Annotated in this window: 17 protein-coding genes; all 17 read right to left on the minus strand. The window is 41.1% G+C overall.

The features are described from left to right. Nucleotides 1-39: 39 nt before the first annotated feature. The gene (locus tag ACFQ1M_RS12995; protein WP_386408879.1) at nucleotides 40-1,245 is read right to left on the minus strand and encodes a hypothetical protein; all 1,206 of its coding nucleotides are present in this window, start codon (nucleotides 1,243-1,245) and stop codon (nucleotides 40-42) included. Beyond that, on the minus strand, nucleotides 1,245-2,591 hold the full coding sequence (locus ACFQ1M_RS13000; protein ID WP_386408881.1) for an O-antigen polymerase: 1,347 nt from the start codon (nucleotides 2,589-2,591) through the stop codon (nucleotides 1,245-1,247). The genes ACFQ1M_RS12995 and ACFQ1M_RS13000 overlap by 1 nt, the downstream gene beginning before the upstream one ends. Beyond that, nucleotides 2,588-3,826: an O-antigen ligase family protein gene (locus ACFQ1M_RS13005; protein WP_386408883.1), complete on the minus strand. Its 1,239-nt coding sequence runs from the start codon at nucleotides 3,824-3,826 to the stop codon at nucleotides 2,588-2,590. The genes ACFQ1M_RS13000 and ACFQ1M_RS13005 overlap by 4 nt, the downstream gene beginning before the upstream one ends. After that, nucleotides 3,827-4,945 (minus strand): glycosyltransferase, encoded by a 1,119-nt coding sequence (locus ACFQ1M_RS13010; RefSeq protein WP_386408885.1) that lies wholly within the window; start codon nucleotides 4,943-4,945, stop codon nucleotides 3,827-3,829. It abuts the gene before it with no gap. Between the two features lie 18 nt (nucleotides 4,946-4,963). Beyond that, entirely contained in the window at nucleotides 4,964-6,421 is a 1,458-nt protein-coding gene (locus ACFQ1M_RS13015) for a hypothetical protein (protein ID WP_386408887.1), read from the minus strand. Beyond that, on the minus strand, nucleotides 6,418-8,355 hold the full coding sequence (locus ACFQ1M_RS13020) for an alginate lyase family protein (RefSeq protein WP_386408889.1): 1,938 nt from the start codon (nucleotides 8,353-8,355) through the stop codon (nucleotides 6,418-6,420). Before ACFQ1M_RS13020 ends, ACFQ1M_RS13015 begins: the two co-directional genes overlap by 4 nt. A gap of 17 nt (nucleotides 8,356-8,372) precedes the next feature. After that, nucleotides 8,373-10,490: a bi-domain-containing oxidoreductase gene (locus tag ACFQ1M_RS13025; protein ID WP_386408891.1), complete on the minus strand. Its 2,118-nt coding sequence runs from the start codon at nucleotides 10,488-10,490 to the stop codon at nucleotides 8,373-8,375. Continuing rightward, nucleotides 10,490-12,145 carry a hypothetical protein gene (locus tag ACFQ1M_RS13030; protein WP_386408893.1) on the minus strand — a complete coding sequence of 552 codons (1,656 nt, stop codon included), beginning with the start codon at nucleotides 12,143-12,145 and terminating at the stop codon, nucleotides 10,490-10,492. Before ACFQ1M_RS13030 ends, ACFQ1M_RS13025 begins: the two co-directional genes overlap by 1 nt. A 5-nt stretch (nucleotides 12,146-12,150) precedes the next feature. Then, nucleotides 12,151-13,608, minus strand: a complete 1,458-nt coding sequence (locus ACFQ1M_RS13035; protein ID WP_386408895.1) for an MBOAT family O-acyltransferase — start codon at nucleotides 13,606-13,608, stop codon at nucleotides 12,151-12,153. Between the two features lie 13 nt (nucleotides 13,609-13,621). Then, nucleotides 13,622-14,149 (minus strand): hypothetical protein, encoded by a 528-nt coding sequence (locus ACFQ1M_RS13040; RefSeq protein ID WP_386408897.1) that lies wholly within the window; start codon nucleotides 14,147-14,149, stop codon nucleotides 13,622-13,624. A 7-nt stretch (nucleotides 14,150-14,156) separates the two neighbouring features. After that, on the minus strand, nucleotides 14,157-15,365 hold the full coding sequence (gene wecC / locus ACFQ1M_RS13045; RefSeq protein WP_386408899.1) for a UDP-N-acetyl-D-mannosamine dehydrogenase: 1,209 nt from the start codon (nucleotides 15,363-15,365) through the stop codon (nucleotides 14,157-14,159). Between the two features lie 2 nt (nucleotides 15,366-15,367). Continuing rightward, nucleotides 15,368-16,495 carry a non-hydrolyzing UDP-N-acetylglucosamine 2-epimerase gene (gene wecB / locus ACFQ1M_RS13050; RefSeq protein WP_386408901.1) on the minus strand — a complete coding sequence of 376 codons (1,128 nt, stop codon included), beginning with the start codon at nucleotides 16,493-16,495 and terminating at the stop codon, nucleotides 15,368-15,370. Nucleotides 16,496-16,794: 299 nt separating this feature from the next. Next, nucleotides 16,795-18,051: a sulfate adenylyltransferase subunit 1 gene (locus tag ACFQ1M_RS13055; RefSeq protein ID WP_386408903.1), complete on the minus strand. Its 1,257-nt coding sequence runs from the start codon at nucleotides 18,049-18,051 to the stop codon at nucleotides 16,795-16,797. 9 nt (nucleotides 18,052-18,060) lie between these two features. Beyond that, entirely contained in the window at nucleotides 18,061-18,966 is a 906-nt protein-coding gene (gene cysD, locus ACFQ1M_RS13060) for a sulfate adenylyltransferase subunit CysD (protein ID WP_386408905.1), read from the minus strand. Next, on the minus strand, nucleotides 18,963-19,562 hold the full coding sequence (gene cysC, locus ACFQ1M_RS13065; protein WP_386408907.1) for an adenylyl-sulfate kinase: 600 nt from the start codon (nucleotides 19,560-19,562) through the stop codon (nucleotides 18,963-18,965). Before cysC ends, cysD begins: the two co-directional genes overlap by 4 nt. Beyond that, nucleotides 19,559-19,810, minus strand: coding sequence for a DUF2061 domain-containing protein (locus tag ACFQ1M_RS13070; RefSeq protein ID WP_386408909.1), 252 nt, complete (start codon nucleotides 19,808-19,810; stop codon nucleotides 19,559-19,561). The genes cysC and ACFQ1M_RS13070 overlap by 4 nt, the downstream gene beginning before the upstream one ends. Continuing rightward, nucleotides 19,807-20,598, minus strand: coding sequence for a 3'(2'),5'-bisphosphate nucleotidase CysQ (gene cysQ, locus ACFQ1M_RS13075; protein ID WP_386408911.1), 792 nt, complete (start codon nucleotides 20,596-20,598; stop codon nucleotides 19,807-19,809). Before cysQ ends, ACFQ1M_RS13070 begins: the two co-directional genes overlap by 4 nt. Nucleotides 20,599-20,634: the final 36 nt, after the last annotated feature.

A 20,634-nucleotide genomic window follows, 5' to 3' on the forward strand; every position in this document is an offset into this window, starting at 1 on the left:
TATGGAAGACCTTGCTTACTTGTTTGTGGTTTCCAATTACTATTTCTTTGTTTCTATGGTCGCATGTTTTTCGGTATTGGGCAAAACCTTACTTACGGCGATATACATAAATATAATTGCGGTAATATTAAGCAGTAACCCGCCAGAGAAAAAGCTGGTGAAAAACACTGCAAATATCATACTTCTTTTTAAGAAATCGGCCTGCTTCAGAAAATGAATTGCTATCAAATATAGGTAGAAGGCAACTCCAGCGATTCCCATAAAAAAATAGAGGTCGATCAACTCTAGTTCTACCTTATAGTTTTTGAAGTCTATCCCTCCAAGAATATAGTTCCAAAAGGTCCAATGGTCGTTTATATAGGCCAATGTCCTCTCAAGCAGTATATTTCTTTTTGACATCAGCACCCCGACCACACCAACTTCCGAATATACTTTGTCCCAGAATGGAAATATTCTTATCATGATTCTCATAAGCGTTTCCACAAAAAAAATGGCTAGGAGCAAAAGACAAGGGAGCGCTATCTTGAATATGCGATGATATTTGCTGTAGAAGAATGTATGTACTACAAGCAATAATAGCAGAAAGAATAGGACTGTCTTTTGTCCAATGAACAGCGATGCTACAATAAAGAACATCAACTTATAGCCGAAGGATTTCGTTCGATAGGTTATCCAGAAGTAATAATTGACCACTATGGCGATAATGTACATAAAGCTGGCTTCTCCTGGCTTAGAGAACATTCCCGAAACTCCAAACCTATCGTAATACTCATAGGATCTAAATAACTCTATGTGGAAGATCAATCCAAGGAACATCAAGAAGGTATTTATGTAAAGGAAATACTCAAAAAAGCGGTATATCTTCTTGAAGGTCTGCTGTGGCACTCTGGTCGAATTCACAAATGTGATAAAAATAAGGATGTACACATAGCTGTTAAAGAAATAGATGTTGCCATTGAGAAGTTCTTCATACAAATTATAGTGGGGCATTTTTACAAACAACTGACTTAAAAAAAAGAACACTGCCATGATTCCTATGAAGAATATCACTTTTTTATGTTGACGGGCGTTCCTTAAAATAACGGCTATCATTAGAAGCTCAAATAGGAGTTTTACAACGCCCGCGTATCGATAGAAAGACCCACTAAATAACTTGAAAGAGATGCTTGTGAAAAAGTCACTTATCAGAAAACCAAAAACAAAGACGGGCAACAGCCACTGGATATTTTTCTCCACCCATCCCATTACCTTAACTTAATTTTAAATCCTTTCTGTAAATAAGCCCAAAGCAGCGCAAAGAAGAAAAAACCATATCCGAGTAAGGATCTGGGTAAGCTGGCCTGTGACAAATAATAGGAGAACACAAAGCAGAAAATGATGAAGACCAGGTTGATATTATTCTTTTCTAGCTTGTTTAGAAAACTGTCTACCAAAGCTAATAAGAATCCTAAGAAAATATTTCCTATGATCAATCCAATATACCCGAAAGCGCCATAGAAATCCATGATGCTATTGATGGCCAAAGAACCTCCCTTCTTATTCAGTGAGAAATGGTCAAATAAGACCCTCGAATCTGCATAATGCTCAAATCTAAAGATCTTGCTGAAAAGTCCGATGTTGGTAAAACCGTAGTGGCCGTCAACGGCTGGATAATAATGGACATAAAAGAATGCGGGAATTGACAATCTTCCAAAGACTCTGGTCAGTACCACTTCTGTAAGCCTTCCAACGGCCTCGAAGATAGTATCGAATTTATAGGTCGTTGCCGAATAGTAAAGGAGGAGGAGGAGTGCAAAGATCAAGCTTAGATAAATGATATTACGTCTTCGTGTAGCTTTCTTACTCCTCACTTTTTTCAACCTGACCGTAGGGATGTTCTTACGAAAGACAAATGCCGCAAGCATGGTTGCCAATAAAAATATCACCAAAGGTCTTTTCTGGAACAATAGGATGGTTAAGATAAATGATAGCAACAAAAGACCAATAAACAATAGTTTGCTGAAAAGGTCCCGCTGTTTCATGGCAAGATATAGCGAGACGATGGTGAGAAATGGCAATAGATTATAGGTCGTCACCACGTATAAATAATTGGAGGTAATGCCCCTTCTAGAAACGAATAAAGCATCTGGTTGTCGACTTAATAGCCCATCGAAAAAGCCCGTCACCAATACTTCTCGTTTCATCAATAAATAGAAGAACAAGAAAACGCCTATTAAGATGACAATGAAATAAAAGTTGGTCCTGTTGAGATTATCCTTGATCTCTCCTTGGATATTGAAATGGCTTATGCATGCCAATCTTCGATGTCTTAACATGATGCCCGCCACATAGGCATACAATACCATTAGTAATCCCGAAACAGCTATAAGCTGCGTTTTAACTATATCTTGTTGTGTGATGACCTTTAAATTAAAGGTCCAGAATTCCTTTGCCACATAACTCTTGATAAAGGGGAATGCCAATATTCCAAAGGTGGAAAACAAGATCGTAGCAATAAAAAAGACCCCAAAAAGATTCCATTTAAAGATCATCTTCTTGAAAATGATGATATGGAGTAATAGAACAACTATTAAGATATAACTAATGGTCATTGCTCTTTTTTCGGGTGATTTAGGTAAAGAAGGTAATTAAAACATGCATAAAACGTGATTCCCCATTGCCTGCTAAGAATATTTTCGGTCATGCAACAGCCCATGATGATCACCAAAAAGCAAAAGTATACATAATTATCTGTTTTGACCGCCCGCACAAACCCAAAACCGAATACAACCAAAAAGGTGAGCAATCCTAGTATCCCAAAACGCATCAGCGAATCTAAATACTGATTGTGAATGTTGCTTTTTGAAGCGATGCCTCTTTTCGCATATTCTTTATGCAATTCTTGCTCGACATCGCCAGTGCCTACACCAAGAAGGATATGCTCCCTTATAATTGGGATTGATGCCTTCCAGATCTTATAACGTGTCTCTTTGGTCACCCTATCGCCTTCTTGGAGTTCCACGAATCGGTCAACGATTCGCTGCATGGGCAAGTTGAAATACGTGGTCGTAAACCATGCAGTTCCTAAGACCAGTGCGATTAGGAATACCAACGTCTTTAATCTTCTTCCCTTGGATAGAAAATAACTAAGTGAGGCGATCACAATTACCGTATTGAGGATAATGGCAGTTTTTGCGACCATCTGAAGGATGAAAATAGATTGAAAAGCCACCAGTAAGAGCAACAAAATGATGTAGATCTTTTTCTTCACTCGACTCAAAAACGAAATGATCAACACATTGGCGAACATGACATAAATTGCAAAGTAGGTATTGTGCATCGCGATCAATTTGGTCAATTCGGCCCCAGTATATCTATATGATAGAAATAGTTTTAAGTTGAGGGGAAATGTATCACTGAGATAAAAAAAGCGATACACGGTGTGCAGTTCAAAGATCAAAATAAAACTAGCTATGGCAATGATATAAGCTTTGAAGAGAAAGGTGATATTCTTCACCCTGTAGACCGCATAAAACAAAGGAAAGAGCAAAAGACTTATTTGCCTTGAGATCATATTGCCCGCTCTTGGCAGATTGTCGGTGTAAAGCAGGCCAAAAATATTTAACCCGTACCAAAATATGAGTAGCCAAAGGAAAGGTGTTGCCTTGAACTCTATATGTTTCCTTCGAATGAAAGTAAGGATCAGCTGAACGCCAAACAGAGCGAAAATGAATTTTGGATTTATTTTTTCTAATGGAAAAGTGACCACCACCCCAAGGAGCAATATAAAGATAAGATCGAGGTTCTTCTTTTGAAATTTTTCTCTGAGCGTGTTTATCAATGTCATCTATTTAGTCAAAAAATTTTCGAGTTCTTTATAATCTTCATCTCCAAAGTAGGCGTTCGAAGGTAGCGCTCTAAAGATGTCATCTATTTGGTTTTGATTTTTCACCAGGTGAGCTACTGCCTGTTCTATGGCACCTTCTTCTTTATAGTTAATAGACAGTCCGATGTCATATTCTGTGACCACCTCTTCCAAATAAGTGCCTTTACTGCAGATCAACGGTGTGCGATAGTACATGCACTCATACAGCTTGTTGGGCAGGGCCAATCGATTGTTCAACGAAACCTGATCGATATCGTACACCAGATAGATGATATCTATCGATTCGTAGATTCGCCTAGCATCTCTAAAGGCATTGTAGGGACCAAAATATTTAATATTTTCATACTTGTCTGCATATTCTTCTATCACATGCTGAAAGTGCCCCTTTCCATGCACATGGATCTCTACATTGGGATCGTCCTTATAAATCTCGAATAGGGCTATATATTCATCTCTACGAAGCAACAAGCCTACGATGCCTATGATCGTTTTATCGTTCCTTGTCCTTTCTGAAGAAGTGGTTCCTTCGATCTCGGCGGCCAATAGTTTGTTTTCAAGCACGAATACATCCTTTTCGAAGAATTTTTTGAAATGATAAGTATAATATTTCTTGGAAGTCACGATCAACTTATCTATATATTTCTTGTAGAGTTTTCTCTCTAGTCTGCGCATTCCTTTACCAAGGATACTGTTGCTGAAAACGAACTCCCGCAGATCGGATATTTCGATTGCAACTTTGGGGGCTTTTGATCCCTTTTTTTTACCGATCCTTGCGAATACGTATAGCAGAAGCACATCGATATTATTGATCAAGACCGTATCGTAGGAGGATTCCTTGATCAGCTTCCTTATCTTTTTGATCGTCTTAAAATAGGTCCATATTCTTTTGAAAGGCTGCGATGCATTGGGTAAAGACCCCAAGTTATACCGTGTTACCGAGGCATCGATAGAATCGTCAATGTCCGCTAAGGTGCTTCGATGAAAACAGAGCAAAGAAACCTTATTGTTCGCGGACAAAAAGTTGATCTGTTTTACGAATCTTGGATTCGGTTGGTGTGATATAAAAAATAGAATATTCATTGGGATGCTATATGGCCTTTAATTTTTCTTTTTCAAAAGCGTTTCTAAGGTGTCAAAGACAAAACCTGCCTTGGTAATATACAATATGAACAAATAGATCGTAGTGCTTACCAAAACGCAAATTAGGCAGGCATATATGTTCTGAAAGGTCCCATTCACGTAATAGTTGAGTGCAAAGAGGCCACCGCCGACAATCAATAGCATGTCAAATCTATAATAGCGATTGCCTAAAAAGTCCTTCCGGCACCAAAAAGCAGTTGCAATACCCAGGATCACAAAAGCGATCATCAGTGAAAAAGAAAGTGCGTACAGCGTATCATAGAATTGCTCCAAAATATAGAATAGTGCCACGTGGGAAACAATGGCTGCAATCAAGGTATATAAATTGTACGGCTTAAAGAATTTTATTTCGATGATTCCTTTCAATCCGTGAAATATCGAATATGGGACCAACCCAATGGCCATGATCTTAAATGCATAAAGTACATCTTTTATAGTTTCGGGTTTGGAAAGCCAATACTCGAGCAATACGTCCAACCAATTGTATAAGATGATGACCAAGAGTGTTGTTGCATAAAGTATCGTACCAGACATTAGATTTACCGCTGCCTTTTGTCGCTCTGGAGAATTGTTATTACCAACGATCACTGATGAGAGTTTAGATACCGGCTGCAAAATGATCAAAACAATTCTGGTCAATGCCAAGGCGATAAGAAAAGAAGCGATCTGTTTTTGTTCGCTCCCGACCAGCAATGACCCAATGGTCAATAAAAACATATCCGAAAAGGTGATGATCGACCGTGGTATTCCATAAGCATAGAACTCTTTGCCATAGGTCTTTATCATTTCAACCGAAGGAAATCGGTAGATCTCTAGCCTTAAAACTATATAGAGAAGTAACACCAATTGCAATACCGACATCGCCGTAAGCGAGTAACTCAAAAGCAGCTCTAAGGTGACCGAAGACGACAAATATTTGAAAACGACGATCAATATCAAACTAGCATTGAGCAGGTTGATAAAATTATATGCCAGTACTTTCCGAAGTGTTAAAAAATAAGGCTGTACCAAATAACTCAAATGGATGATAGAAATATACCAAACCGTATATAGAAAATATTGCTTGCTGTTTGCGGTGCCATCATAGGTAAGGTCCCCCAATTGTTGGCCGAGAGCCAGATATATCAATCCCAGCACGATCGTACTGACTATCCATCCTGAAAAGGAAAGAAAGAAATAGGTCTTTATCTTTTGCTTTTCATTTTTATAGATGCTGGCATATCTGATAATGGCCTGTGAGGTTCCTAGCTGACTAAGATTGGTAAAGGTGGGCACCACCCGCCTCATTAGCATAAAGACCCCAAGTGCAACAGCCGATAATAGGTACTCGGCTTGTTGGATCAACCAAAAGTTGAACAATACATTCAAAACAGAGAATCCTGTGCTAAAAAAAAGGTCTCTACTTAATTTGTTCATTGGTTACTTACTTTTTCAATAGTGAAAAACAGATTCGTAGATTGAGCTATGAAGGTTTTAAGTGTCACTTTAGAAGTTCTCGACTTAGATCCGTAGTGCGAGCTAAAATAGTACTCTCCTACAGAAGCGGTCGACTGTTCATCGAACTGTATTTTGAACTTTGACTCTCCCGTCATCACGGTGATACTCGTATTTTCAATGGACACATCAACCTCTTTCGAAAAGTGCAAATGCCGTGTTATTTCGTGTTTCGATTCGCAATTCACATGGTCGTTGCAAGTTAGTTTAAAATTATTCTTTGTCAGCTTAAATACCCTTCGATGTCCAACGGGGTGGCTCAATCTATCATATCCCTTATGTTCGCCAGAAATCTCGATGCTATTAGCATTGTCCAAGACCCTCACGTTGAGAGGATTTGCTATATCACTGATGCCCCATTGTCCGATCTGCGGTGCAATTTCCTGCCCATCAACCATTAGACCATTGTGATAGGCCGAGGACTTCATTTTACTTTTCAAGGCCAGATCGCCCGTATAAGTGTAGCATCCGGGGTCTACGATGATATCTTTACCATCTAACATCAATTCAAAACTGAAAAGATCGTTATGGCCATGACCTCCTCTGCCATGCATGCCCACTTCACCATAATCAGCGATAAAATAGTCTTTGGACGTTTTAGCGATGACAAAACCGCCTTCTTCAAAATAATCGAGCTGGAATCCCTCTTTTCTACGAGCAGCCTTCGTCTCTTCTATGCCAAAAAGTTCCCTCGAAGAAAGGTATGCTTCCTTCGCAATATTCAAACCATCATCTTCTAAAAATAGGCTTATCAGCTGTAAGATATTGGAATGGTCATTTAAAGAAACCGCATCATTCTGAAAGATCGACGCGCTATCATTATCTCCAATGATAGGTGTCTCCGAATTTGGCTTGGTAACCGCCTTCATAAAGCGATTGGCATTTCTTAAGAGTGTCAGCGTTTCAGACCTGAGTTGAATGCCGCTTCTTTTCATTGCTAAAAATGATACAAAGAAAAGCTCCACCACCAAGCGATGATATGGGATCGATTTTTCGAAGTTCACACCATCTTTTAAAAATTGCAGGTGAAATTCATTCTCCGTTTTTTGAATGGCATATCGATACCAATTTCGAGCTTCTTTAAAGAAGTCCTTGAATATTTTTCCCAGCAACAACAACGCTGTTAAATTGGCAGCGTAATGATTCCCTCTCAGGTCGGTGTATTCGACATTTCTCCATAAAAAAATTCCATGAAGCAGCAGAATTTCATTTAACAAGTCGATGGTCTTATCTGCTTTGTCGTCTCGTAGCAGCAATTCCCGTAGTTGTACAAGATTGATGGTTCGAATCGCAACCTCCATGGGATACCAGTTCACAGAATGCGCGATGGGATTTTTGGTCTTCCAGTGCTCTAAAGTGGAACGAACGAATGTTAGATATTTCTCGTCTTTCGTTAGCAGATATGACCTAGCGACTGCGATCAAAAAGCTAAGCCTCGACAATTCCCAAGGAAACTTTACATCATATTCCTTTTCTTTATTTGGCTTGTAAAAGGAATATCCTTTGTAATACTTATTTTTCCAAGTATGACCTGATCTCCAATCCGAATTCCATCGTATCGGAAATTCAAACGTGTATTCGGTATCAAAAATAGCAATCGAACCTGCCAATATACGAGAGGCGTCTGCAAGTATCGTTTGGTTGAGTTCTGAAGAGCGCTGGTCATAACCACTAAAATCAGCGTGAAAAAGTCCACTTTTTGATTTGTGTGTTCCCTCTTTTTCAATCTTGTCAGAGATCAGATTTTCAACTGTATCCCAAAACTTCGTCCGATGGTAATATTTAAGCTTTACGAGTTGCTTAAAGCGATACCAAACTACGGGAATGGGTTTCGATAATACAGTTTTGATGTTCATTAGCGCCTATTGCCTTTTTAATCATTCTGAATCAAAAAAGTCGCTTTGGTCGTTTCCACCATACTCTCAAAATCGATGGCCCACTCATTTTTTGTGATGGAATCGTGCATATATAGCAACTCTTCATACTGTCCTTTTTCGGAAGTTTTTGAGCTAAGTTCCTTCACTTTTACGCCATAGCCAGTAAGTTTGGTAAAATCGTCCATGATAATGGTCTTGCTATCGAAATGCACTTCCAAGTTCTCTTTCTGATAGCCTTTGTTCCCCACTGCAAAGTATTGCAAGCTTCCAACGGAACCATCCGTATACTTTAGGACGATAGATACGTTATCATCACCTCGAATCTGATCGTTCTTTGGACTGAGCTTTTCTACACTAACAGACACTATTGAAGCGTCTGTGAAATATGAGATCAGGTCGATAAAGTGGCACACCTCGCCAACGACACGTCCGCCATGCTCGTGGATGGCGTCATCGGAAGGTCGATGTCCGGCGTTAATGCGGTAGCTTACATATAAAGGATTGACTCGTTTGTCCGTATGCTGTTTGATCTCTCTGGCATACTTGCTGAATCTTCTATTGAAACCCGTTAGCAATAAGGGTTTATTCTTTATGGTCTCGTCATTGTAAAAGGCGATGATCTTGTCCAAGTCTTCCTGGTTGGTCGCCAAAGGTTTTTCTACGAAGGTATGTTTTCCTGCCATCAGTGATTTGAGCACGAGTGATGCATGGTCCTTATGCTGAGTGGTAATAAAAACCAGGTCTACTTCTGGATCCGTTAACACATCGGCTATCTCTGAAGTAGTATACTTTGCATCGAAATGAGTGGCGACCGATTTTCCCTTATGTCCAGTTCTGTTAACAACTGCATAGAGCGCGTACTTGTCCTTCATCTTTTCCATATTTGGAAGATGCATGGCAGTAGCAAAGCTTCCCGCACCTACAAGTGCCACATTGAGCGCGCCTTTTCTTGAGTAGTTCTCATTCACCACAACTTTGGAGCTTGGCTTGGCGTCGATCTTATTGTCATATGCGAGCAACACGATGATCGGCTTTTCTGGTCCCTGCAAGGAGGCATAGGCTTCTTCGACCTGATCGATGGGGTACACCTTATTGATCAATAGATCTAAGGACACTTTTCCTTCATTGAGCATATGCAGGTACTCCGTCATATTGCGATTCTCGGTCCATCGCACATAGGCGTAGGGATAATCATTCCCCTTATCTTCATATTCCCTATCGTATCGGCCAGGTCCGTAGGAGGTAGATATCTTAAAATCGAGTTCCTTTTTGTAGATATCCTCTCGTTTGATCTCCATACCAGATACCCCTACCAAGATCACTCGCCCTTTTTTCTTACAAGCTTTAAATGCTTGGGATAAGGGTTCACTACTTGCGGTAGCCGCCGTAAAGATCACAGCATCTGTCCCGTGACCTCCTGTGTGGTCGGTAACGGTCTTTACGAGGTCGTCCTTTGTGGGGTCGATGACAATATCGGCACCCAATTCTTTGGCAATTTGAAGTCGGTCTGGATTGATATCACTTACGATGGTCCTCACCCCCGAATTTCTGAGAAACTGCACGGTGAGCAATCCTAAGATTCCTGCACCTATCACCACACAATACTCACCCAATCGAAGGTCTGCCCGGCGCACTCCCTGCATTGCAATTCCTCCAAGAGTAACGGTCGACGCCAACTTCAGGTCCAGTCCTTCGGGGACTTTCATCACTAGGTTTTGTGGCACCACTACATATTCAGCGTGATTGGCTATCCCTGCTCCAGCAGCTGCCACTTTATCCCCAACCTGAATATTGGTGACTCCTTCGCCCACTGCAATGACAATTCCGGCATTGGAGTACCCTGTGGGCGTTCCGTATTTTACTTTTTGCTGTACTTTGGAGAAGGCCCTTGATATTCCTTGAGACTTTGCAAGGTCGATAACCTTTTTTAGATTTTCGGGTTGCTTAAGTGCTCTCACCAGGAGGTTCTCTCCACTGTTACCAACACTTTTCAACTCGGTTCCGGCCGAAATACAACTGTACGAAACACTGATCAACACTTCTCCTACCGATAATATCGGCGATGGCACCTCTTCGGCCACGACTTTTCCTTTCTTTATGATTGCTTGTAACATTACAGATCTAATTCTTTAATAATGAATGTTGCTAATGTGAGATGTCCTTTTGCGTCAAAGTGCAATACATCTATCTTGTCCCTTACACTTCCTTGTGTATATACACCAAAATTGTCTTTGGATAAAATGTATGAAGCATCTACAAAGAGTACTTCTTTCTCTTCACAATACTCTTTGATTCTCTTTGCCGTTTCTTCATATTTATCCTTTTGAGGGTAGGCCGTCTTGTCTTTATGATGCCAAAACGGCGTCATCAGCAAAATAGGCATACTGGCTCCTTTATTTCTCGTTTCGGAAAGAAAATCAACAACAGAAGCCATATTTAAATAGATTTGCTGCCATTCGTCGTCCTTATAAGAATAAGATACATGTATACGTTCTGTTGCTTCTTCCTCAAAACTAGGGTTAGGCGCTATATTTTCTGCAGCCGTACCTTCGTATATGGGGTGTATGCTTATATCATCGAACCAGACATGACCGGTGCCGCCATAAAAAAGCATATGTGGCTTTACAGCGACCACTTTTTTATCGAATGTGACCTTGGTGGCAACTTCTTCCCAATCGTGTGTGCCCTTAGAAAATTTCAAGTTCTTGAAATACCATTCATAGCTGCCATCTTCAAAGAACACCTGAAAATCCAGGCATAATAACTTTGTGGTGCGTGCGACATCTTCGGTTTTGCTCCATCCTCGAAATTCGAACGTAGCAGTCGGCTTTTCTAGCGTGATCTCATCTCCAAACCATTTCGAATTTTTGACTTCATCATTGGAGATCTTTACCGATCGTGTTCCACTCCTGAATACGGTAGTATCCCATCCGGTTTTATTGTCCAAAGACTGATTTACCGTAAGCCAATATCTCGGAATGTTGAGCCCTATTGCCTTTGGTGAGCTCTCGGTTAATTCATGCTCGCCTTCCTTTAAAACCGTGATGGTCTCATCTTTTAGCCATTTCTTTATGGCGGTACGCTTGGCATATATTTCTACATTATCTTCAACGACCTCTTCTGTATAGTCGCTTACTTTGTCGTTGATGGTCGAGGGAAAACTAAACCCATGATCCTCGGTCAGCACGCCCTTGCGCTCTTTATTCTCTTTTTTTGTGTAATTTTTGTCCGCAAGTTCTTTCACTGTGGGTCGTATATTATCAGAAATACAGTCCCACGGCGTCACAGCTATCAAAACCTTGTCTGGGTCTAACAGTTCGGAGGCCTTTTGCGCAACGATCAATTTTTCCTTGATCGTCATTCCTCCCAAAGAAAGATTGTAGATCTGAAAGGCAGCATCGGAATGATCTTGAAGTCTTTGTGACACCAATTGATCATATGTTTCTGTGATATTCTTGCCCTGAACCACTCTCAATTGCGAAGAACCAATCATCAGAAATTTAGGCTTCTCGGTCTCCTTCAGATTCTGAAAAACCTTATCTATTTCCTTTCCACTCGTTGGATCGAATGTCACCTCATCTTTGATGATCAAGGAGTCGAGCATTGCACTCGTAGAAGTGGCCATCGTTTTGATACCCTTGTTAAAAGTCAAATAGGATTCCACTTTGGGGTCTTTGTAGAAAAAAAATCGGATCAAATATGACAAGACCAGGAAAACGAGGATCGCAATTCCAATTTGTAGAAAAAATAAACGATGATTCTTTCTCATAATCGTCAAAATTGAAAATAGATAAATGCTTGGTTCTCATCACTTCCAAAGAGAAGCACTAAAAATATTGCCAACCCAAAGAGTGCTCCTTGTAAATAGGGTTTCTTCAAGATGTGTTGTTGCTCTTCTTCTATCGTGGCAAAGTACCTCGTACCAAAGAAGTGACCAACAGTAGTAATCAATAATAGCAGTATAAAGGCCATGGGTATCTGATAGTTGACCGATGCTTTGGATAGGAACATATTCTTTAGGATCTCCCCAGAATCGGCAAAGGTCTGAGCTCTAAAAAAGACCCAGGTGACCATAACAAATACCATGGTCACTGCCCAAGATAGTACTTTATAAAGCGTGTTTGTGAGTACCGAAAAATTGAACTTGTCCGAAACATTGGTCTTGTAGCGTTTGTGAATGATCAGTGCCAGACCGTGTAACCCGCCCCACACGACAAAATTCCAGCTAGCGCCATGCCACAATCCTCCAAGAAGCATGGTGATCATTAAGTTTCTGTAATACATCGGCTTCGAACCTCTACTTCCTCCTAATGGGATAAAGAGATAGTCTCGAAGCCACGTAGACAGGCTAATATGCCACTTGCGCCAAAATTCGGTAATGTTTGTCGCGTTGTATGGCATATTAAAGTTCTCCATGAGTTTGAATCCAAGCAATGCCGCTACCCCAATCGCCATATCGGAATACCCAGAGAAATCGCAATATATTTGAATGCTATACGACATAACGCCTACCCAAGTGGCTAGGGTTCCGTATTGATCGGGATTGGCAAACAGCGGGTCGGATATTTGAGCAATATTGTCTGCGATCAAGACCTTTTTCACCAATCCAAGAATAAAATAGTTTGCAGCAAGTTGAAAATTGATATTTCTGAAGAATCTGTTCTCCTTTAATTGCGGGATAAAATCCTTGGCTCTTACGATGGGGCCTGCTACCAATTGTGGGAAGAAGGTAACGTAGAGTGAAAACTCCATAAAGTCCTTCGATGGCTTCATCTTACCGTAATAGATGTCTATCGTATAACACATCGACTGGAAGGTGTAGAAGGAGATCCCAACAGGTAGTACCACGTTGACAAAAAAGTTAGATCCGCCATTTTCCGAAACGAGCCCAGAGATCTGGTTCACCGTATCCAAGAAGAAATTGGCATATTTGAAATAAGCCAAAAATCCCAAGTTCGTTACCAAACTAAGGATCAAATAAAATCGTTTTTTACTTTGAGAGTTGCTGGTGTGTATCTTCTTTCCAGCAAAATAGTCTACCACGGTGGAAAACAGAATAAGAAGAATGAACACTGGATTCCATGACATATAGAAATAATAAGAAGCTAAAAGCAAAAAGATGATCCTTGCTTTTAGCTTCTTGTCTTCATCCTTGATGGCACCAAGCACAAACCAATAAATGATAAAGACAACGGTAAAAAATACTAAGAATAGCGAAGTTGAAAATATCATTTCATTTCTTTAATTAGAACTTCACATCCAATATGGTCATCATCCTACCCTGTACACCATCTTTTGGGTGATAAAAATAGACCTTTACCTTCTCAAACTCTTTTTGATCAACGGTAAATTCGTTAGAAATCGTAACAAATGTATTTTCTAACTGCTGAACCTCACACTTTGAAGCAATCGTAGAGGCATTGGCATCTTTGCCATCTTGGCTTTTCGGATATACTCTAAAGGCGACGTTCAGTTCTTGGATCCTGTCAAAATCCGACTTGTCCTCCAGGAAATAGATCAGCTGGTATTTTCCTCCTTCATTCGCTACCACCCCGATCTCGGTAAGGCCGATGCCCTCAATGAATTCGAAGCTATCAGAGAAGATCGTCTTCATATTGGCGAAGCTGTTCTCGATCTTTGGAAACTTTGAATCTTCGATCTTCTTTTCGACAACCACAGGTTCTACGACCTGATTCTCTTTATCACTCTTTTCTGTTTTACAGGATGCGAGGGAAATTGTTAAAGCTACTGCGGTAAAAACTATCCTTTTCATCTTTGTTTTAGTTTATTACATTACAAAAGTCCATGACTATTTTATCGGTTGGTATTTCGGTATTTTTAAATTCGCTATGTGCCACCAAAAAGACTATGATATCTCCTTCTTCTTTTCCGTTTTCAATACTTCTCATATCGAACGAATTGTGCCCTTCAATATTAGGCTCTACAGCTATGACCTCATGGCCATGGTGAACAAGGCTTTCAGCTACATATAGTGCTGGAGATTCTCTAAGATCATCAATATTGGGTTTGAATGCCAATCCCATGCATGAAATTTTCGCTTCGCGCCCGTTGTCGAGCTTAAATTGCAATGCGGCATTCTTCACTTTTTCGATGACCCATTCGGTTTTAAAGTTATTAATTTCTCTGGCAGCACGGATGATCTTTGACTCTTCTGGGAACTCAGATACGATAAACCACGGATCTACGGCGATACAGTGACCGCCAACACCAGTTCCAGGTTGAAGAATATTGACTCGTGGGTGTTTGTTTGCCAAATCGATCAGCTCCCAAACATTGATTCCGGCTTTGTCACATATCATCGAAAGCTCATTGGCGAAGGCGATCTGCACATCCCTCGAGGAGTTCTCCACCAATTTACACATCTCTGCTGTTTTTGCATTGGTCTTATGCAGCGCGCCTTTCACAAAGTGCCTGTAGAACCAAATAGCTTTTTCGGTAGATGCCTCGTCGATGCCGCCGATGGCTCGATCGTTATGCTCTAATTCGTGTATGACGTTTCCTGGGAGTACTCTTTCTGGACAATAGGCCATACTTATCTTTCCCATTAATTCAGGTCGTTCGTCAAAGATGACCTTTTGCATCTTCTCGGTCGTCCCAACCGGGCTAGTCGACTCGATGATCACCAAGCATCCCTCATTAAGTGTTGGTAAAATTGCTCTCGTAGCCGATTCTACATACGTGATGTCTGGTTCGTGATCGCCTTTAAAAGGTGTTGGAACCGCAATCAAATATACATCTGCGGCTACAGGCGAGGTGGTGGCTTTGAGATATTTCTCTTTCACTACATGATGCACCAGACCGTCCAGGTCCGGTTCAACAATATGTATTTCTCCTCTATTGATCGTATCTACAACATTCTGGTGTATGTCTACTCCAGTAACTTGAAGTCCCTTGCTAGCTATCAACGCGGCAGTGGGCAAGCCAATGTACCCCAAACCAACCATTACTACACTAGGTTTGCTATCCATGCTTAATTTTTTGATATATGATCTACTATTCTAATGCAAGCTTTTCCGTCGCCATAAGGATTGTGAAGCTTGCTCATTTCTTTGTATGCGCGTTCATCGGCAAGTAATTTATTTGCTTCAGAAACGATGAGGGTCGCATCCGTTCCTACCAATTTTACGGTCCCAGCATCGACGGCTTCGGGTCGTTCGGTGGTATCGCGCATCACCAAAACTGGTTTGCCCAAACTTGGCGCTTCTTCCTGTACACCCCCACTATCGGTTATTATGAGATATGATTGATCCATAAGCCAAACGAAAGCAGGATAGGAAAGCGGAGCAATGAGTTTAATATTTGGTATATCACCCAATAGATCATAGACCGGTTTTTGAACATTTGGGTTCAAATGAACGGGGTACACGATTTCGATATCGGCATTATCTTCTGCCAATTGCCTAAGGGCCTTACAAATATTGATAAATCCTTGTCCGTGATTCTCTCTGCGATGCCCTGTTACCAGAACCAATCTTCGACTGGTATCCAATAGCTCCTTCAGTTTTTCTACCTCGTGGTCCTTGTAGCTCTCAGATTTCACCTTATTCACACTGAACTCTAATGCGTCAATAACGGTATTGCCAGTGACCAAAATACTCTCTTGTGACTTATTTTCTGCAACAAGATTATCTCTGGATGTGGTTGTAGGCGCAAAATGAATCTCTGAAACGACCCCGGTCACACACCGATTCATTTCCTCGGGAAAAGGTGATTTCATGTTGTGGGTGCGCAGACCCGCTTCTACATGACAAACTTTAGCGCCCGCATAAAACGCCGCCAAGCTGGTCGCCATCGTTGTGGTGGTATCGCCATGAACATACACATAATCTGGATGGAAGTCTTCTAGAACAGGTTTGAGACCTGTAATGATATCGGCAGTAAGGCCATACAAATTTTGATTTGGCTTCATGAGGTCAAGATCGTAGTCTGGTGTGATCTCAAAAAAAGAAAGTACCTGGTCTAACATTTCACGATGCTGTGCTGTGATACAAACCTTGGTTTCGAAGTGTTCGTGTTGTTTTTGAAATGCTTTGACCAGCGGAGCCATTTTTATGGCCTCGGGTCTCGTGCCAAAAACAATAAGATTCTTTTTCTTCATTACCACCTAAAACTTTTATGCGACGACTAGGTCTTACTTGTTCAAATCGTGGGCAAAGGTAATGTATTTATTGAGAATATTGATATGCGACAAATGTTATGTTGTTATTAGGAAATACTCGGTGTTTTCGGGCTTCTACATACTTCATATCCATACGTTTTCCAATCAAATAAATCAGCTGCATTTCGACTCGGAAAACAGCTGCTTCAAATGGCTTTTATGAGCATGAAGGGTCATGGGCGAAAATAGAGAAAAGCAATAATGGAGAAGCCTCCTCTTACCGACGATCTAAGACGACATCATATGATCATTCCTGCGGCCACTGTCTCATTCGTGGTTTCATCTACCAGAATGATGCTGCCTGTATTTCTATTTTGTCTGTAGGAATCGATCAAGAGGGGTTTGGTCGTTCTAATATTGATCCTCGCGATGTCGTTCATGGTGAGCTCTTTATTTACAAGGTCTCTTTCAAAAGTATTGATATTGATCTTATATACTACCTCTTTGATCATGGCCTTTTGCTCATTCGACGTATGCCTGATAAAATATTTGGCTCTTGGTCGGGCCGGCTGATCATTCAACCAACACAACATGATATCGATATCTTGCTCGACCCTTGGCTTATTCTTCGATCGTACGATCATATCTCCTCTACTGACGTCTATGTCATCTTCCAGCGTCATTGAGATGGACATGGGCCCGTAGGCTTCCTCGACCTGTACTTCTCCCATATTCATGCTCTTGATCTTAGAGGTAAATCCGGATGGAAGTACGGTTACCTCATCACCCACTCTGAATATTCCGCTGGAGACCCTACCCGCATAACCTCTATAATCGCGATGTTCCTCACTTTGAGGTCTTAGTACCGTTTGCACAGGGAAACGGGCATCTACCTTATTGATGTCACTGCTTATATGTGTGGTTTCTAAGGTATGCAACAATGGCGCTCCTTGATACCATGCCATATTGGAGGACCTATTGACCACATTATCTCCTTGCAAGGCGCTTATTGGAATGAAATGTATATCCTTGACCAATAATTTAGAGGAGAATTCTTCAAACTGGGAAACAATCTCATCATAGACCTTTTCCGAGAAATCAACCAAATCCATTTTATTGATACAAACAATGACGTGCGGAATTTGCAACAAAGAAGCGATAAAGGAATGTCTTCGTGTCTGCTCGGTAACTCCATGCCTGGCATCTACAAGAACGATCGCAGCATTGGCTGTGGAAGCTCCAGTGACCATATTGCGTGTGTATTGAATATGACCTGGAGTATCTGCGATGATGAACTTTCTTTTGGGTGTCGTAAAGTATCTATAAGCAACATCTATCGTGATCCCTTGTTCTCGTTCATCTCGTAAACCGTCTGTGAACAAGGCCAGATCAACGCCATCGTGACCCTTCTTTTTGCTGGTATGTTCTATGGCTTCAAGCTGATCTTCAAATATGGATTTTGAGTCATATAGCAATCTTCCGATAAGTGTGCTCTTACCATCATCGACGCTCCCCGCTGTTGTAAATCGCAATAATTGATTCTTCTCTATCTGCATCTTCTCTTTTTAAAAATATCCTTGTCGTTTCCTATCTTCCATCGCGGTCTCCGATCTTTTGTCGTCGCTTCGATTTCCTCGTTCGGTATGTCGCATGGTAGAGACCTCATCCACTATTTTCTCTAAAGTATCCGCCTCGGATTCTATCCCTCCTGTTATGGTGATATCTCCTAGCGTTCGAAATCGAACCTTCTTAGTGATCACCTCTTCATTGTCATCAAGGATGAGAAATTCGGACATCGGTATCCATGAATTGTTTCTCCAGACCACTTTTCTTTCATGAGCAAAATAGAGTGATGGTATAGAAATATTCTCTCGTTGGATGTAGTTCCACACATCCATCTCTGTCCAATTGCTTATTGGGAATGCCCTGAAGTGTTCTCCCTCGAAGTGCCTTCCATTGAAGAGATTCCATAGTTCTGGACGTTGATTCTTTGGGTCCCATTGCCCAAAATCATCCCTGTGGGAGAAGAAACGCTCTTTTGCACGCGCCTTTTCCTCGTCTCTTCTTCCGCCACCGATCGCACAGTCTATTTTGTGCTGCTCGATGGCATCTAACAAGGTGGTGATCTGTAATGCGTTTCTCGTGGCGCTCTTCCCCTTTTCTTCGGCTACTCTGCCTTGATCTATCGATTCTTGTACTGATCCTACAATGAGTTTGACCCCTAGATTTTCAATAAGGTCATCTCTAAATTTGATGGTCTCAGGAAAATTGTGCCCAGTATCCACATGCATCAATGCAAAAGGAATTTTTGCCGGATAAAAAGCCTTTTGTGCTAAATGTGTTACCACGATAGAGTCTTTTCCCCCAGAAAATAAGATCACCGGGTTTTCAAATTGTGCCTTTACCTCTCTAAGGATGTATATGGCTTCTGACTCTAGCTCATCTAGGTAATTTAGGTAATACTTGCTCATTTTTGAAGTCCTAATCTGGGTTCTATAAATGCGATCACTTTTCTTGTCGCCTGATCTATGGTTTCTCTCTCGGTAACAATTTCGATATCTGGGTTTTCAGGTGCTTCATAGGGCGCTGAGATACCGGTAAGGTTCTTTATTTTCCCTTCGCGCGCCTTTTTATAGAGTCCTTTAATGTCTCTTCGTTCACATTCTTCGACGCTGGTGTTGACATAGACCTCTATAAAGTTAGCATCTTTGACCGTGGCCTTGACCATCTCCCGGTCTTTTTTGTAGGGGGACACAAAGGAGGCCAGAACAACGATGCCTGCATCGATAAACAGTTTTGACATCTCGCCTATTCTTCGAATATTCTCTGAGCGATCTTCTGGTGAGAAACTCAGGTCCTTATTCATGCCTTTTCTAACATTATCCCCATCTAGCGTATATGTTCTTATCCCCAGGGCGTGAAGCTCTTGTTCTACCTTATTGGCTATGGTTGATTTCCCAGAGCCCGATAGCCCAGTAAACCAAAGAAGCATCGAATTGTGCTTATTTAGGGCGTTTCTTTCCTTTCTATCTACTTTAAAGGTATGTTTGTAGGTGTTAATGCTCATTCGTTCTGCTTCTTCTTATTTCTTCTAAAAAGCAATCCAAAATCGGATTTATACCACAGTCTTTCGTGGTAATAATATAAAATCATTTTTATGACTGATTCGGCAATGGCCACTCCCGAAGCCTTTTGCATGGCATTGGGATCTTCCTTAAAAAAGATCAGTGCCAACAAAAATGTCGTGAGAGAAGCGATAATTCTCCATGTGATCGTCTTGGCTATATGCCTTTTTCTTGATATGTCCTTCATCATTTACAAATAAACCAAGAGTTCAGTAAATTCTCTTTATTATATATCAATGGCTCTTGTGTCTCCAAAGATATCACATCTACACCAACTGCGTTGCAAATGGCTTGTCCTGCTGCTGTATCCCATTCCATTGTGGGCGCATATCTGGGATATACCGTAGCCAAGCCTTCGGCCACCAAACAGAATTTCAGCGAGCTTCCTCTTGAAACGATTTCAATTTCTTTGTTCTCTGATTTTAAGGATGCGATATATCTTTTCGTCTCCTCGTTCATGTGAGACCTGCTTCCAACCACTTTGATCTTTTCCTCGTTCCCCTTTTCCGGCGTAATTTGCTCCGATGCCTCATATAGTTCTTCGCAAGAAACCCTTGTCTCTTCAATCTTTACTTTAAAAGCTTGGCCCTCCTCAACTTTCGCATAGTACAATATTCTCTTTTCTGGAACATAGATCACTCCTAAAATAGGTGTTCCCCCTTCGATCAAGGCGATGTTCACGGTGAATTCTCCATTTCTCTTGATGAATTCCTTGGTGCCATCCAGAGGGTCAACCATCCAACATAAAGTCCATTTTTTTCTAGTTGAGAATGCCACTTCCCTGTTCTCCTCGCTAATGATCGGAATATCTGTCTTTAGCAGAAGATCATTGATGATATCATTTGCTTTCTTATCCGCTTCAGTAAGTGGTGAATTATCGGCTTTCAACTCAACATTGAATGCTTTTTGATAAATTTCCATGATGGCTTCTCCCGCAGCAATAGATGCCTTAATGGCTATGTCCAAGTTTGTATCCATGTACAGCTTTCTTCTAGCATCTTTATCTCCAAGCTT

It is taken from the genome of Sungkyunkwania multivorans (assembly GCF_042675645.1).
Lineage (GTDB): Bacteria > Bacteroidota > Bacteroidia > Flavobacteriales > Flavobacteriaceae > Sungkyunkwania > Sungkyunkwania multivorans.